The sequence below is a fragment of the Catenibacterium sp. co_0103 genome, from assembly GCF_004168205.1.
In the GTDB taxonomy this organism is placed as follows: Bacteria; Bacillota_I; Bacilli_A; order Erysipelotrichales; family Coprobacillaceae; genus Catenibacterium; species Catenibacterium mitsuoka_A.
Window position 1 is genome coordinate 1 of record NZ_RCYB01000006.1, and the last position, 17,200, is coordinate 17,200.

Below are 17,200 nucleotides of genomic sequence, written 5' to 3' on the forward strand. Positions count from 1 at the left end.
AGTTGATTGTACAATCATAAGTGTCCTGGCTCTAAGTCCAACTTATTTGTGCTTGAAAAGATAGCGGCGACTTATAATCATTCAGGATATTCTATTTGAGTAGAATTGCCTACTCTACTCCACGTGCTCTGTAGTATACCACCTCTCTTTGATTATACTATTATATCGAGAGGCACACTATAGTTTTGGTGGATTTGAGTTTGGTTATATATTTGTGTCCGCGCAACGAAGGCGCGGGGAAATGGAGGAAATCATGAAAGATATACTTGGTGGTGTTTGTGCACCAATTGGATTTAGCGCAAATGGTATTCATGCAGGAATGAGAAAGAATAAATCTAAGAAGGATTTATCTCTTATTGTGAGTGAAGAGTTATGTACAGCAGCTGCAACATATACACAAAATAAAGTAAAAGGTGCTCCTTTGACAGTTACAAAGCAGCATTTAAAGAATGGGCGTGCAAGAGCAATTATCTGTAACTCAGGTAATGCGAATACATGTAATTCAAATGGTATTGAGCTTGCGAATGAAGTATGTGCTTTAGCTGCAAAGGAATTAGGTTTAAAGGAAGATGATATTATTGTCGCTTCTACTGGTGTTATTGGGCAGCCTATGTCTATTGATCCTTTTAAAGCTCATATGAAAGAACTTGTAAAGGGATTAAATGTAGATGGGTCTCATGATGCATGTTATGGAATCATGACAACTGATACACAGCCTAAAGAATATGCAGTAGAGTTTAAATTAGGTAATGCTAAATGTCATATTGGGGCTATCGCAAAGGGTTCTGGTATGATTCATCCAAATATGGCAACAATGCTTGCCTTTGTAACAAGTGATGTAGCTATTTCTAAAGAATGTTTAGAAGCAATGGTACATGAAGTTGTAGATGATACATTTAATATGGTCAGTGTTGATGGGGATACATCTACTAATGATATGTTATGTGTATTGTCAAATGGTATGGCACAGAATAATAAGATTGTCTTAAAGGATCAGTCTTATAATATTATGAAGGATGCGTTATATCATATCTGTGAACAATTATCTCGTGGTATTGCGAAAGATGGTGAAGGAGCAACTAAACTGCTTACATGCAATGTCAAGAACGCGAAGACATTACAGGATGCCAAGATTGTCGCAAAGAGTGTAATCACTTCTACTTTATTTAAAGCAGCGATGTTTGGTAGAGATGCGAATTGGGGTCGTATCTTATGTGCTATTGGTTATTCTGATGCTGATCTAGACATCAACAAAGTATCCGTGACATTAGCTTCATCTGCAGGAGATATTCATGTTTGTGAGAAGGGCATGGGTGTTATCTTTGATGAAGAAAAAGCATTAAAGGTCTTATCTGAAGATGAAATTGATATTAATATTGATTTGAATGATGGAATATGGGATGCAACAGCATGGGGCTGTGATCTAACTTATGATTATGTAAAAATTAATGGGGAATATAGAACATAATGGAAGAAAGAGAAATATATCGAGCAAAAATCTTATCTGAAGCTGTTCCTTATTTACAGGAATACAATGGTAAGACAGTAGTAGTAAAATATGGTGGAAATGCGATGATCAATGAAGAATTGATGAACAATGTCATTTCTGATATATGTCTAATGACTTTAGTTGGTATTAATGTGGTATTGGTTCATGGTGGGGGCCCTGAAATCAATAAGGCATTAAAACGTTCTGGTATAGAATCAAAGTTTATTAATGGGTTACGTTATACTGATGAAGAAACAATTGATATCGTACAGGAAGTATTAGCCGGTAAAGTCAATAAGAATCTTGTAAAGCTAATAATGAATGGGGGAGGCCGTGCAGTAGGTCTTTGTGGTATTGATAATAAGTTATTAGAGGCGAAGAATATAAAAGACGAATTAGGTTATGTAGGCACTGTTACACAGGTAAACAATGAAATCATTAAGGATGCAATCAAGAGTGGATATATTCCAGTTATTGCGTCTATCGCAATGGATGATGAAGGTCATAGTTATAATGTGAATGCAGATTATGCAGCAGCAGCTATTGCAGATAGTCTAGAAGCAGAAAACCTGATTGTGGTTAGTGATATTCCTGGTTTATTAAGAGATCCTCATGATGAAAAGACATTGATTCCAGAGGTATCTATCCAGGATGTAGAAAACTTAAAAGCAGAAGGTATTATTGCAGGAGGTATGATTCCTAAAGTGGATTGTATTACTCATGCATTAAAAGGCAATATGTCAAAAGCAGTCATTATTGATGGGCGTATTCCACATTCTATTCTTATTGAAATATTATCTAAGGATGGTAGTGGTACACTATTCACAAGATAACAGAGTTACATCTGCTATCTTTTTTTTACCTCTAAAATAGTATATTATTAAAGATAAGGAAGGGTGAAACGATGAAAAGATTATTATGCTTATTATTATGTAGTATATTGTTTGTGGCATGTGGTACTACAAAAGAGGCAAAAAAGAAAGATACTGCAGTAGTAGAGAAACAAAAGAAAAAGGAAAAGGAAGCTAAGAAATTAGAAGAACAAAAGAAGAAGGAAGAAGCTAAGAAACTAGAAGAACAGAAACAAATAGAAGAACAGAAGAAATTAGAAGAACAGAAAAAACTAGAGGAACAGAAAAAAGCTGAGGAAGCTAAAAGACAGGAAGAAGTAAAAAGACAACAGGCACCTGTTGCCATAAATAATAATGTGGTAGCTATTGATGCAGGACATCAGGCGAGAGGTAATTCACAATTGGAACCTATTGGTCCTGGTGCTTCAACACAAAAGGCTAAGGTCGCAGGTGGAGCAACAGGAACTGCCACACGTATTCCTGAATACCAGACAACTCTTAATGTGAGTTTGAAACTAAGAGATGTTTTACAGTCTAGAGGGTATAAGGTTGTCATGATTCGTACAACGAATGATGTAAATATTTCTAATAGAGAAAGAGCTGAAATGGCTAATAATGCAGGTGCTGGTGCTTTTATTAGATTACATTGTGATGGTATTGGTAATAGCGGTGTCACTGGTGCAAGTGTACAGGAACCAGCTAATGGAAATCTTTATATGAGTGCAGGTAATGTGTCTGCTTCACAATCTTTAGGAAGAACAGTACTGAATCATTATTGTAGTACAACAGGTATTAGAAATAGAGGAATGGCAGCACGTAATGATTTAAGTGGAATCAACTGGTGTAAGACACCTGTATGCTTACTTGAGATGGGATTCATTTCTAATGGTGATGAAGATAGAAAGTTAAACAACAGTGATTTCCAGCAGAAAATTGCGGAAGGTATTGCGAATGGTATTGACGCTTATTTTGGTCGATAATAATTGCATTTATGCCTATTAACTGTTTATAATGTTTTTTAGTAAGGTTATCCTTAGAGGATAACCTTGAATTTTAGAGTATATTCCTATGTATTTAGTAGGAACTAGAGGTGAAACAATGGATAACATTAAAGCGATAGAACGTAGTATTATTACAAACTTTAGAAAACCTTTATGGCGTAGATTTATTAAGGGTATTCAGGATTATGAACTCATTGAACCCGGTGATAAGATTGCGGTATGTATTTCAGGTGGGAAGGATTCAATGCTTCTTGCGAAGCTATTACAGGAATTACAGAGACATGGTAAGTTTCATTTTGATTTAGAGTTCATTTGTATGGATCCAGGTTATAATCCTGCCAATAGAAAACTGATTGAAGAGAATGCGGAAAAGCTAGGTATTCCTATTCAGTTCTATGAATCAGATATATTCAATGTCGTACATGGAATAGAAAAGAACCCTTGTTATTTATGTGCAAGAATGCGTAGAGGGTTCTTATATAATAGAGCACAGGAATTAGGGTGTAATAAGATTGCGTTAGGCCATCATTATTCAGATGTCATAGAAACAATATTAATGGGTATGATGTATGGGGCTCAGGTCCAGACTATGATGCCAAAACTTCATAGTAAGAACTTTAAAGGTATGGAATTAATCCGTCCTATGTATTTGATTCATGAAGAAGATATTATTGCCTGGGCTGAGAAGTTTAATTTAAAGTTCTTACAGTGTGCATGTCGTTTTACAGAAGAGTCTGAAGCACGTGGAGAAATTGAACATACATCTAAACGTGCAGAAACAAAGAATCTGATTAAAGAATTAAGAAAGATTAATCCTAAGGTAGAACAGAATATCTTTAAGAGTGTAGAGAATGTCAATCTTAAAACAATTATTGCCTATACTGACTGGGATGAATCAAAGAAGAGTTTCTTAGATTTCTATAAGGAGCAGGAATAATGGATGATCAGTTTACAAGATTAAGATGGGTAGCAGGTAATGAGTCTATTGATATCATGAAGACTAAACATGTTGCAGTGTTTGGCTGTGGTGGTGTTGGAGGCTATGTCATTGAAGGATTGGTTCGTTCTGGTATAGGAACAATTGATGTATTTGATCATGATACAGTGGATATCACAAATCTCAATAGACAGATCATTGCCTTACATTCTACAGTAGGTAAGAAGAAAGTAGATATTATTAAAGAACGTATGTTAGATATTAATCCAAATTTAAATATAAATACGTTTGATACATTTTATTTACCAGAGAATGCTGATACAATAGATTTATCTCAATATGATTATGTAATTGATGCAATTGATACAGTAACTGCAAAGATAGAATTGATTAAGAGATGTACAGAATTGAATGTACCTATTATCTCTTCTATGGGTACAGGAAATAAGCTTGATCCAACTCATTTACAGATTACTGATATCTATAAGACAAAGATTGATCCTCTTGCGAAAGTAATGAGAAGAGAATTAAAAGCAAGAAGAATTAAGAAGTGTTTAGTTGCTTATTCAGATGAGATTCCTGCAAAGACAGGACAGAGAACACCAGGTAGTAGTGTATTTGTGCCAGCAAGTGCAGGATTAATGATTGCAGGATATGTGTTTCAATCATTGATAGGAGGATAATAGTATGGCTAAAGTTGCAGTTTTAATGGCAGATGGTTTTGAAGAAGTAGAAGCCTTAGGTGTAGTAGATATCTTAAGACGTGCAGAGGTGGATGTAGACACTGTTTCTATTAAAGAGGAGCAGGTTGTCATTTCTTCTAGAAACATTCCTGTACGTGCCGATAAGACACTTACAGACATGGATTATTATGATATGATTGTAATTCCTGGAGGAGCAGGGGCATGGACCTTAAGAGATGATGATCGTATTATTTCACTCATTAAGAAATATGATCATGAAGAAAGATATATTGCCGCTATATGTGCAGGACCTATGGCTTTAGGTAAAGCAGGTGTAATCACTAATAAGAAAGTCACTTCTTATCCAGGAGAAGAAATAGAAAGTTATTTAAAAGCAGGTAAATATGTTGAAGAAGAAGTGGTTGTAGATGGTCATATTATTACAAGTAGAGGACCGGCCACAGCATTTGCATTTGCCTATAAAATTTTAGATGTATTAGGTATTGATTCATCAAGTCTTAAGCATGGAATGTTGTATGATTTATACAGATAGCCTTTGTGCTATCTTTTTTTATTTAGGTATAAAAAAACGATCCCGAAGGATCGTAGTATTTAATATGGTGACCGGTACGGGATTCGAACCCGTGAATGCATGCGTGAAAGGCATGTGAGTTAACCGTTTCTCCAACCGGCCAGCGGAATTGAGTATATCATAGGAGAAACGAATACGTCAATAGTTATTTTAACATTTTGATAAAGAAAATGCTGAAATTTTTTTGTCTTTAAAAGTAAACTTAATTTGTATATTCTTCTCTTTATATTTATAGGTTATTGTACCTTTTCCGTTATTGTAATGGTTAGAAGTAGGAGAAGAATAAGTATGCTTTACTGTAGAATAATCAGTTCCAACAGTAATACTATTCTTAAGTTTATACTTCTTAGTAAAGAGAGTGATTGTTTGGATTTTTCCATCCTTTTCTGAATATTGAATATTAGAATCAAATAAAGCATCTGACATCTTTGATGCACTCACACCAGGATAGACCTCTTTATTCTTATAAATGATTGTATAGTCCTTTATATCAGTTTGAGCACTACATGCACATAATAAGAGACATAGTAATAATAGTATCTTCTTCATATGTATACCTCCTTGTCTTTATATTAGAACTTTAATAAGAAATTGCAAGAGAAGTTTGACAGGGAGTAACTACCGTCTAGTACAGTAAATGTAGGAGGTATTCGTTATGGAATATGTAAAATTAAATAATGGCATAGAAATGCCACTCATCAGTTTTGGAGTCTATCAGATTCCTAAAGAAGATACTAAGAGATGTGTCTTAGATGCAATTAAGTCAGGATATAGAGGCATTGATACAGCACAGAGCTATTTCAATGAAAGTGAAGTAGGAGATGCGATTGTGGAATGTGGTGTACCTAGAGAAGAACTCTTTATTACTACTAAAGTGTGGATTGATCATTATGGTTATGAAGAGTGTAAGGCTTCAGTAGAAGAATCATTAAGAAAACTAAAAACAGATTATTTGGACTTATGTTTGCTTCATCAGCCTTTTAGTGATTATTATGGTGCTTATCGTGCTTTAGAAGAGTTATATGCGGAAGGTAAAATTAAAGCAATTGGTGTTTCTAATTTCTATCCTGATCGTTTGACAGATATTTGTATGTTTGATAGAAAGGTTATTCCTGCAGTGAACCAGGTAGAAGTCAATCCTTTTAATGCACAATGGTGTGCTCAGGAAAACATGGAAAAACATGGTGTAAAAATGGAAGCATGGGCCCCATTTGGTGAAGGAAGAAATAATCTATTTACTAATGAAACATTAGTTTCTATTGGTAAGAAATATAATAAGAGTTCTGCCCAGGTTATGTTGAGATGGCTTGTTCAAAGAGGTGTTATTGTTGCTTGCAAGTCTACTCATATTGAAAGAATGCAGGAAAATATCAATGTCTTTGATTTTGAATTAACAGAAGAAGACATGAATTCTATTAAAACATTAGATACTAGTAATAGCTTATTCTTCTCTCATAATGATCCTAATATGGTTGAATGGTTCGACAAGATTGTGAAAGAAAGAAGAGTAAATGAAGATTGTAGAAAAGAAAATAAGAAGTGGTAGCTAAAAAGACTTCAATTGAAGTCTTTTTTTAACGGATGTTATGTTTTGATATCATCTTTTGAATGGATACAGGTATAAAGAATTCTATCACAAATGAAGAAGTATAGAATAATGCGATATGTATTTTTGTGATAGGCATGATTAATGGAATAATCATCATCTTTATTGTGAAAATCATAATCACTTCTAGAATAATCCATACAAATGTACCTAATATTAATGCGTTTTTCAAGTATGTGCGATAGAAACTGTGATCTATTCTCTTAGTTGTTAAACCCATGTTATAGAGATAGTCTCTTGTCTGTTTCTCTTCTCTTAAAATGAGATACTTAAGGTAAAAATAGAAACCATACAATAATATAAAGACAACTGCAATGAATTCTATCAATACTTTCTGATTGTTGTTGATAAGAGAATTGATTGCATCATTATCTACAAATGCACCCTCTACCCTAAAACCTAATCTTTCTAATTCATTCTTTACCTGATTGATATTCTTAAGATTATCTACTCTTAATGTATAAGCATCTGGACGCCATGGAGTTTTCATGATGATATCAGTCACATCATTTGTAGTGTATTTTGAAGGAAGAACATTTTCGAATGTTACACAACCTTTTTCACTATGAGGATCCTCTATACTATAAACGACAACACTTTCTTTGGCTTTAAAAGTTTCCATATGAGGTGCTATACAGTCTCTAGGAATGTAAACATATGGATTTCCTGTACCGACACTATTTGTACTTATAGCTGATCCTGGTTTTAAAATTCCTCTCACAGGTAGATTCATATAGACAAGTTTAACACAAGGTGTGTTGATATCGACCCACTCATCACCATCAGATGATGTTCCCATTTGAGAAATACCAGAAGCATTATAGACAGGTATTGGAACCCATAATCCTATTTTTAACTTCTTGATATTAATATCTTCTAGTCTAAGGTTATTTTCTTCTAAGAAAGCTTCCATTTTTTCGCTGCTTAAATAGACACCTTTATTATCAGCATGTTTAATAGTGATGTTTGTATAATCATCCCTGCTATCATAAGTTTGAAGCATAAAGATAGATGAACTACCATTCATATGACCATCAGATAGTGATATCTGATCATAGTTATTTTCTGTTGCACCATTCATATCATCCGTCCATTCTGAGAAGGTGCTATAGTGAACATCATATCTCCATGTAAGGCGTTCTATGTGACTGACACTTTTAATCTTATTATAATCCTGTTGACTCAGAGGTGTTTTTCCAGAATAGTATGTATAATAATCATTCTTATATTTTTCTTTGTAGACAACAAGGTCTCTAGAAGCAACAGAATTAATTTTGTCTTCATAAGAAGCACTATATGTTCCATAAATATTATAACTATAAGCACATATAATCATTGTGAAAGCAATAAGTATATTCATTACTGTTCTGAAAGTACGATGCGAAAAACGAATATCCATGTTTTTATCTTTTAGGATAGGTGCTTTTACTAGATTCTTCTCTTTGGATAGATCTCTATCTATGATTAATGCACCCTCCACTTTATAAAGCGTATCAGCTGCTTGAATCATTCTACTATCATGTGATGCACTAATTACATAATGTCCTTTATCTGCATATTCCTTGAGAATATGAATCATTGTCTGTGCATAACCTGCATCAAGCGCAGCAGTAGGTTCATCTAAGATGAGTATTTCAGGCTGTCTTATTAAGGCTAAATAAACAGCAGCACGTGTTTTTTCTCCTCCAGATAAGCTTTTAGGATACTTATTTTCAAGAGGTTTTATACCTAATTGTTCTTCATAATCAGGAATTCTTTTACATCCTAATTTTTCTAGCTGTTTAATATGACTGCCAATAGTCATTCCTTCTATAAATAAAGGGATCTGATGAACATTTGCGAGATGATTATAAATAAACTTTTGTTTATTTTCTTCATCAAGAGTATCTATTCTTTCACCTTCATAAAGATAAATACAGTCATAAGCAAATTGGAAGGCTTTAAGAAATGTGGATTTTCCTGATCCGCTTCTTCCTTTGATAACAGTTAAATGTCCACATTCAGCGCAGAATGAAGCATCTTTAAATAGAGTCTTTTTTCCAAAAGACACATTAAGTTGTTTAATTTCAAGCATATTAAACCACCTCATTTCTTAGTTCTGTAACAATATCAATCTTTTTGATAAATCTAGATTGCGTTATCACTCTTTCTAAAAGAAGTGCAATTATAAATACAAAAGTAGATATAAGAGGTGCTACAAGTGAGAATATGCCTGTTAAAAGCAACATGATAATAGATATAATTGTACTAATTACTAAAACAGCACAAAGCCCAATAATGCTTTCGGTAAGAGATATATGAATCAAATCTTTTTCTCTTAAACCAGAAATTCTTAACAAAACAAGTTCGCTCTTTCTTTGCATTAATAAATGTGATTCAAGAACAATATCAATAATTATAGCTACAAGAATAATAATACCTGCAAATGTAAACATCAACATTTGATAATAGTTGTTTAAGCTATTCATCGATTCTCTATCTGTAAATGAATCATTGATTGTATAACCACTGCTTTCATAGTCTTTAAGAGCTGTTTCTAATTTATCGTATGTATCATAGCAGATTACGTATCCTATATATTGTTTATCTTTACTGTTCTTTTCATAAATGGATTTCATTAATGAATAAGGCATGTAGATATATCTTTGACTTTTTACTACATAATGGACTTTTTTAGAATTTTTAAATACACCATTCATATCAAAACTATGTTCAGTTTGATGCATTCCTTCTCTATCTTTAATTGTTATATCAAGGTTTATTTTATTGTTCTTGGATTTCTGATTGAGAATATAGAAGGTAGATTCATCCATATAGATACCATTTTGTTTATCCTGTATAGGTCTATCTATATACTTGGATAAATCATCTTCTTTGAAATAAGGCACAATATAAACTTCTTCACCATTTATATCCGTACACATCTTATATAAAGGATATGCATTCTTGTTTTTTAATGTGATGAGTTTGCTGTAGTCTTGATCTACATATGAATGCTTATCTTTTGTGATAATAGCTTTGTTTTCTAATTGTCCTACTAGCATCTGCATTGCCTGCTTTTTAGAGTTATGAATAATTCCAGTCATAACCTGACATGAAACAAGACTTAAAACAAAAACCATCAATAAAAGAACATACATGAATCTATAATGTTTCATATATGTTTTAACATATTCAATACAGAAATTTTGATTAATAGAAGGGGCTGTCCCTTCACCGCTTTGATCTTCTGAAAATAAAAAATCAGAAGATGAAAGCATACCATCTTCAATCATATAAGTAACATCAGCATATTCTATTGCACATTCAGAATGTGATGCCATAACAATAGTCATATCATGACTCAGTTCTTTTAGGATTTCATATATTTGTATTTCATTATCATGATCTAGAGAAGCAGTCGGTTCATCAAGAATAAGAACCTGTGGATGACTAATAAGGGCACACGCAATAGAAAGTCTTTGTCTTTCACCAAGAGAAAGTGTCATAACGTTTTGTGAAGGAGAAACATCTAAATGCATCCTATCAAGGCATTTATTTATATCATCATCCGTTAATACTTTATTATAAATACGCGCAAAATATTGAAGTGTACCTGTTATATCAAGATGAGGAAGAAGACTGCTTTCTTGTAAAACATAACTTATACGGCTTCTTCTATATTCATCTCTTTCCTCTCCTTCTATGAGTTTTCCATCATAGAAATACTTATAACTGCTTTTATTATCCATGAGGGCAATACAATAAAGAAGTGCAGTTTTTCCTGAACCACTTTTACCTCTTAGAAGAGTAATAGAATGAGCGGGAATACTGAAAGATGCTTGATCTAGAATAACTCTATCATAGGCGATGGTTACATCTTTGAGTTCAATCATATTATTATTCCTTTCTAAATATAACTCCCAGTAGAACTGGGAGTCGTTAAAATTATTTTATATTACATGTAGACCATTTGTCAGTTGCACCATTTACAGACCAATGATAAATCATGCTGCCGGAATGGGAAACGTAATTATAATCAGTGCTTGAAAAATTTACTTTTTGTTCACAATGGTAAAAACTAGGACTTCTTTTATAAGTTTTTGGACTTCCTGATTTAGTAGCGTATCCACCTTTTCCAGAATAGCCGATACTGGTTGGTGATCCTACTTTCCATCGTGTTGTTTCGTGAGTATAGTAAGTCGCTGTTACACTAGCAGAGGTTCCTGCACATGTTCCACGTAATGTCTTAGACATTGATGCAGCATAAACGGATTGGATGCTAATAAAACATGCAATACCACTTGCTAATAGTAGCTAATAGTATAAATTTCTTATTCATAACTGTTCACCTTTAGTATTATTATATATATTACAAAAGCATATAGATTATTGAATGTAAACCCTTACATCACAAAATTAATAATGATTTAAAGCAAAAAGTAAAATTACACTTTAAATTATTATTTAGAGAAATTAGATAGACAGTGAATTTACTCAAACTATAAAATGTCAGGAGTGCAAAACTCCTATCATTGCTTTTGGCTTGTAAATTTTTTTGGAGGTGTAGTTCCATATATTTTTTGATTTGTATTATAGATGAAGAGATGCTAGTTTATCTACCTTTTGTGCTTATTTTTATCAGAAAGAAAAAAAAGTATGTATATTCTATCAATATAATTATTGACGTAAATTAATGGCTCATGATAAACTTTTTTTAAAGAAATCGCTTTCATTAATCAACACAAGGAGGAGATAGGAATAAAATAATATCATTTTTAATTTGCCTTACGTTAGCACTAACTTGTTTAATTGCTAATCCTGTTTATGGAGAAGATGATGGTTTTAGTTTAACTGGAGACGAATACTTAGAAATTTATAATGCTGCATTTGCCAAACAAACTAACAGTTATAAAACTGTCTACAGAGACCAAAATATTACTATGGATATGCTAAAAGCTTCCATAAAAACGTACACTTATAATGAATATTTCAAAAGCGTAAAATGGATAACAAGAAAAGGTGAAGTTTCTTTAAGCATTACTCCTACAAATAAATTATATGGTCGTACCTATAATAATGCAAATGTACTAGCAGTTCATGCAGCTACAGCCTGGAGTTTGTTATACAAAAAACATAAGTCAAGTAGCAAATGGAAAAACACAGCTAGTATGGAGGCACAATTTAATTGCCATGTTATATTTGCAGGGCCTAATAAAACACCTTGGAATATCGAGCCACATAGAACTGAAACAAATTGGGCAATTGTTGTTAAAAATTTTTGCAATCCTTAAAGAAAAAATTGATATATTTGGTGATTATCTGCGTCATATCATCGCTGTATATCAATTTAAAGCCATCTTATAAAATCAAAGTTGAAACAATCCGCGACATCTCCCTATTTGATTCTGATAAGGAATACTTTGTCTATTTCGGTAGGCCTTCTTGTCCGAATTGTATAAAATTTCAACGTTACATTAACAATAATGATTATCGATTGCCCAAAAAAATTTATTACTTTAATACTGACTACTGGAGAAAAAGTGGTGCCACAAATAAAATATGCAAGGAATTTAATGTTAAAGAAGTTCCTTCACTGATTAAAATTAAAAGTGGGAAAACTGTAGAGAAAAGAGATTTATCAAAATTTATAGAAAAATAATATATCTGCTGATAGGCGATTTCTTTTATTAAACTTAAGGAAAGGAAACAAACATTCCTGTATTTAAAAGGTATGTTTCTATTATATAATCATGTCTACAACTATTTTTTACTTTTTAATTGTATTAATTTTACAGTTATTCTTATTCCTATTTATCAAGCGTAATCATAATAATAGCGTACTACTTGTTTTGATTTCTTTAGGTATTTCTATATCTGCTGCGTTATCTTTCTGGAATACAGCTATTCTTATCGATGAATTAGGGATAAGTTCAAGTATTTTCAATTCATTATTCTTTGATACATCTATCATATTATCTTTAATTAATATGTATACTGTACTTAAAGAGAAATTGTATTAGTACTGATATTAATTTTCATTTCTGAGACTTTTATTGATTGAATTGTACGTATGTATGCACACTTATCTTTATATTATTTTTATATTTAATTGGTTTAATTTTAAAAGAATTGATATTGATTATATTAAAATAACTATTTTTTCTCTTATGGTTGTTCTGGCATTGGTTTTGTTTAAGAAAAAAATAAATGTCGGAGTATCGAATGATATTGGAATTTATTTAGACTAATTAAATATGCTTGGAGGGTTACTCAAGTTATAAAAACGCCATGTGTGTGAACACCTGGCGTTTTTTTTGAACTATTAACTTATGGAATAACTCTTTGCATATTTTGCTTTTTTCTTAAAAGCAGAGATGATTGATTATTCCAATTTAGTTGATCACTTATTATAATTGGGTTGATCAAGCCTTCCAATCTTATGAATGCATAGTGTAGTAATAAATTCTTCTAGTAGAATGCTGAAGAACCATAATAAGCATGCGTAGAGAATAATAGGTATATGCATCATGAAAGTCATAAATATACTTATGATTAGTAGTATGATTAAATAGAATACGTAGTAGTAAACATAATCGTATCGTGCAAGAGATTTTAACTCTTTAATACTTAATCCATTCTCATATAGGAAGAAGTATTCATCCTTGTTGGAATCAATCGTCTTTTGACGATGATAGATAAGAATAATCAACATGATAATAAATATTGCACATATTAACATCAGTAAACTATTCATCATTCTAGAATTAATCTGAGTGAGGTAATCAAGATTCACATTAGAATATACTGTTAAGTGAGGATCAATATCATTGATTTGTGAAAGAATACTAGATATATATTGTGCATCATCCACTCTCACAAGTAACATCTTTACATCATCAATCTCAAAGTATTTCCTATATATAGCTTCAGGAAGATAGAGTACATCATCTCCTTGAGAAGAAATAGTATTCTTTTTGCTTATGTAGGATGAAACATGAAAAGTATGATGGTTGATGGTGATGTCTTTACCTAAATTCTTGATTGTACGAGATGCTTTGATTGTATCACCAGTATAGGATTGTACAATTAAAGTATCAGTCACTGTTTCATAGAATGGAGTGACATGAATATGTTCTATTCCATTGAGGTCTCTTCTTATATCCATTCTAATGGGCTCAGTAATAGAATCATAAGCATTCTTACTATTATTTCCATAATAGAGGCGTACATCTAATAGTTTCTCTTGTATCGCATTAATCTCATGTGAATAGTATGTACGATATCCTAATATACCTATAGTCATAGAAAGAATCAAACCAAAAAGTATATATAGGATTTTAGAAGAACGTATAAGATGTTTCTTGTAATAAGATAAATAGTTTTGTGGTTTTCTATTAATAGAAGTGGTTTCTAGTTTTTCTATTGAACTCTTTTTGAGAGGTACTATTTTATGATTCTGAATCTCATAGAGATCATCTGCATAATCAAGAATACGTTTATCATGAGTTGCGATAAGAACGCATACAGGATGTGTATGAATATAATCACTCAGTAGTTCTATTAATAACTTGCAGTTAATAGAATCTAGAGAAGCAGTTGGTTCATCTAAAAGAAGGAGAGAAGGGTCTTTCATCAACGCAAAGGCGATAGCTGCACGTTGTCTTTCTCCTCCTGATACATGATCAGGTGTCTGATTGAGTAGATGTTCTATCTTCATAGAACATAGAATATCATTCATTCTAGTTTCATTATATTCCTGTCCGGAGAGTAGGAATGCGAATTCCATATTCTCTTTAATGGTCATGTTATTGAATAATGTACTTTCTTGATGTACATAACCAATCTTTTCTTTCCTTGTAGTAAGAGGGTCATCAATAGAATGACCCTCCATTAAATAATCACAGGCTAAAGGGGCTACAAGTCCTAATTGATTCAATAAGGTTGTTTTACCTGTACCACTTTTTCCTTTGATCATAGTAATGCTGTTGTTAGATAAGGTGATGCTGGCATCATCAAAGATTACTCTATCAAATGTGATAGAAAGATGTTTAATATCAATCATGATCCGTACTCGTTACCATTATTTTATTTGTAATATAGAAGACTAATGTAGTCACAACAGCACTTATTAAACCTATGATTATCTTGATTGAATTGTTTACTAACGCAAACTCACTTGATGAGAATAGTCTTAAACAGAAGGAAAGAAGAACAGCTATAAATAGGAATGTAGACATAAACTGTATATCAACCATATGGATGGATTGAATCTGTTTCTCATTTAAATCAAGTTCTCTATATCTTATATATTCTCTTGATTTATTATAGAGGATTAAGAAAACAACATAGGCAATAAGACCCACAACAGTATAGATGAGAATCATCGTCTGAGTATTCTTAGAATCCTTTTGACGCATCTTTGCTGTTTGTTTGTAATCATCACTCTCTATATAAGTAACGATGTTTGGAGATATCTTATTGAGTCCATTTCTTACCTGATCTACATAACTTGCATTTTCACACTCGACTGCATAAGTTGCAGGAACATAATCAACAATATGTTCGTTTAGATCTTCATATAAACTAATTGAAACATTAGTTGTACGATATTTATTTATAATAGAGTTCGCAAAGTCATTGTTTAAGTAGACTTTAAATTCGTTGTTACCTGTGAAGTCATCCTGATCTTCATTTGATTTGATGACACCATAGATTTTAATAGATACTCTTTTCTTCTGATAAACAGGATGTCGTGTAATTACATCATAATATTTTTTCTGTAATCCATTTTGATCACCATATCGCATAGTGCCATTATATTCAGTAGAACATACAGGTACACCTATATCCATTTTCATGGTTACAGGAAAATCTGAATCAGTTAATTCTAACGTTTTCATAAGACCTTCGCTTATATAATTTTTGTTTTTATTACCAAACTGACCCTTTATATAACTTGATACAAAAACGTTGTCATCAGTAGAATATTCTCTTCTCTTGACTGACATATATGCAATTAAATTATCATCCTCATCATTTCTTGTATCATAATTACGAGTAGGGAACTGATAATAGCTTGTTATGCTTTTAACTCCTTTGATAGATTGAATAGATTGGATTTCTTGAGTAGTCATAGAATATCCTTGATCATATTCCATAAATCTATAACCAGAAGGTAATTCATTTCTTGTAATGTATTCTTTTCCTGTATAGATAATTTTACTAGTTAAGTTATCCATCATAGATGCTGTATTCTTGTTTGTCATATATAGTTCTATACCAGAATATAAAGTCATATTGATAATAACTAAACACAACAAAGCATATAAGAGGATGCTGAACTTTTCTTTCTTGCTTTTTACATGTGCAATTCTTTTAGGGGTAAATTCTTGTGTTACTGAGAGTGATTCACCTTTGATTTCGTTATCTTTGACGCGAGTAAATTGAAGATTCTCAATTAAATACTTGATATCTAAATAATCATCAAATTCTTTGTCATGAATAGTAAGAATAATAACACGGTCATGACTATATTCTTTTAATAACTTCATGATTGAATGTTTATCTTTATAATCTACAGAAGATAAAGGTTCATCTAATATAATACAAGGACTATTAGAATAAACACTTAAGGCTATCATGATTCTTTTCTTTTCTCCTAAGGAACAAGAATCATATTTCTGTGATAAATTCGCTTTGATGTTTAAATTGTTGAATAGTTCATCTATTGTATTTTGATCATGCTCTCTATTGTATATAGATTCTATTAATTCAAATTGCTGCGCAATGGTAAGGTCTTTTTTTAATAATGCATCCTGGTTTCCATAGAATATAGAAGTGGCATCATTTACCATAGAGTCTACATGAATCTGTTTAGAAATAATTTTTAAGAAAGTGGTTTTTCCACAGCCACTTTCTCCTGCAATACCTATCATTCCAGTAGAAGGGGCTTTGAAAGATGCACCATCGAAAAGAATTTTATTTGTTTTGTATGTATAGTTTTTTATTTCAATCATAGAAGTTCACCTCTTTTTATAAAAGCATGTTAGCGCTAACATA

Annotated in this window: 13 protein-coding genes and 1 tRNA gene; 8 read left to right on the forward strand and 6 right to left on the reverse strand. The window is 32.0% G+C overall.

The window, feature by feature from the left end; all coding sequences use genetic code 11:
* The first annotated feature begins 253 nt into the window (after window positions 1-253).
* The 6 genes from argJ (at window position 254) to EAI80_RS01880 (ending at window position 5,514) form a co-directional block, all read left to right on the forward strand.
* Window positions 254-1,468 carry a bifunctional glutamate N-acetyltransferase/amino-acid acetyltransferase ArgJ gene (argJ, locus tag EAI80_RS01855; protein ID WP_129980738.1) on the forward strand — a complete coding sequence of 405 codons (1,215 nt, stop codon included), beginning with the start codon at window positions 254-256 and terminating at the stop codon, window positions 1,466-1,468.
* The gene (gene argB, locus EAI80_RS01860) at window positions 1,468-2,322 is read left to right on the forward strand and encodes an acetylglutamate kinase (RefSeq protein WP_129980739.1); all 855 of its coding nucleotides are present in this window, start codon (window positions 1,468-1,470) and stop codon (window positions 2,320-2,322) included. Before argJ ends, argB begins: the two co-directional genes overlap by 1 nt.
* A gap of 71 nt (window positions 2,323-2,393) precedes the next feature.
* Window positions 2,394-3,320 carry an N-acetylmuramoyl-L-alanine amidase gene (locus tag EAI80_RS01865; RefSeq protein ID WP_129980740.1) on the forward strand — a complete coding sequence of 309 codons (927 nt, stop codon included), beginning with the start codon at window positions 2,394-2,396 and terminating at the stop codon, window positions 3,318-3,320.
* 118 nt (window positions 3,321-3,438) lie between these two features.
* Complete coding sequence (locus tag EAI80_RS01870) at window positions 3,439-4,278, forward strand: ATP-binding protein (protein ID WP_129980741.1); 840 nt, start codon at window positions 3,439-3,441, stop codon at window positions 4,276-4,278.
* On the forward strand, window positions 4,278-4,961 hold the full coding sequence (locus EAI80_RS01875) for a tRNA threonylcarbamoyladenosine dehydratase (RefSeq protein WP_129980742.1): 684 nt from the start codon (window positions 4,278-4,280) through the stop codon (window positions 4,959-4,961). Before EAI80_RS01870 ends, EAI80_RS01875 begins: the two co-directional genes overlap by 1 nt.
* A 4-nt stretch (window positions 4,962-4,965) precedes the next feature.
* Window positions 4,966-5,514, forward strand: coding sequence for a DJ-1 family glyoxalase III (locus tag EAI80_RS01880; RefSeq protein WP_129980743.1), 549 nt, complete (start codon window positions 4,966-4,968; stop codon window positions 5,512-5,514).
* A 65-nt stretch (window positions 5,515-5,579) separates the two neighbouring features.
* On the opposite strand, the gene EAI80_RS01885 is transcribed toward EAI80_RS01880, so the two are convergent.
* Window positions 5,580-5,655 (reverse strand) — tRNA-Glu (locus tag EAI80_RS01885).
* Between the two features lie 48 nt (window positions 5,656-5,703).
* Window positions 5,704-6,102, reverse strand: coding sequence for a hypothetical protein (locus EAI80_RS01890; RefSeq protein WP_129980571.1), 399 nt, complete (start codon window positions 6,100-6,102; stop codon window positions 5,704-5,706).
* Between the two features lie 106 nt (window positions 6,103-6,208).
* On the opposite strand from EAI80_RS01890, the gene EAI80_RS01895 reads away from it, so the two are divergent.
* On the forward strand, window positions 6,209-7,099 hold the full coding sequence (locus EAI80_RS01895; RefSeq protein ID WP_129980572.1) for an aldo/keto reductase: 891 nt from the start codon (window positions 6,209-6,211) through the stop codon (window positions 7,097-7,099).
* Between the two features lie 28 nt (window positions 7,100-7,127).
* Here the strand turns inward: EAI80_RS01895 and EAI80_RS01900 are convergent, their stop codons facing one another.
* On the reverse strand, window positions 7,128-9,233 hold the full coding sequence (locus tag EAI80_RS01900; RefSeq protein WP_238634326.1) for an ATP-binding cassette domain-containing protein: 2,106 nt from the start codon (window positions 9,231-9,233) through the stop codon (window positions 7,128-7,130).
* 1 nt (window position 9,234) lies between these two features.
* Window positions 9,235-11,034, reverse strand: a complete 1,800-nt coding sequence (locus EAI80_RS01905) for an ATP-binding cassette domain-containing protein (protein WP_129980574.1) — start codon at window positions 11,032-11,034, stop codon at window positions 9,235-9,237.
* Window positions 11,035-12,081: 1,047 nt separating this feature from the next.
* On the opposite strand from EAI80_RS01905, the gene EAI80_RS01910 reads away from it, so the two are divergent.
* On the forward strand, window positions 12,082-12,432 hold the full coding sequence (locus EAI80_RS01910; RefSeq protein WP_129980575.1) for a DUF2599 domain-containing protein: 351 nt from the start codon (window positions 12,082-12,084) through the stop codon (window positions 12,430-12,432).
* 1,109 nt (window positions 12,433-13,541) lie between these two features.
* On the opposite strand, the gene EAI80_RS01915 is transcribed toward EAI80_RS01910, so the two are convergent.
* Both EAI80_RS01915 and EAI80_RS01920 read right to left on the reverse strand, forming a co-directional pair.
* Window positions 13,542-15,203 carry an ABC transporter ATP-binding protein gene (locus tag EAI80_RS01915; protein WP_129980576.1) on the reverse strand — a complete coding sequence of 554 codons (1,662 nt, stop codon included), beginning with the start codon at window positions 15,201-15,203 and terminating at the stop codon, window positions 13,542-13,544.
* Window positions 15,196-17,157 (reverse strand): ATP-binding cassette domain-containing protein, encoded by a 1,962-nt coding sequence (locus EAI80_RS01920; RefSeq protein ID WP_129980577.1) that lies wholly within the window; start codon window positions 17,155-17,157, stop codon window positions 15,196-15,198. The genes EAI80_RS01915 and EAI80_RS01920 overlap by 8 nt, the downstream gene beginning before the upstream one ends.
* Window positions 17,158-17,200: the final 43 nt, after the last annotated feature.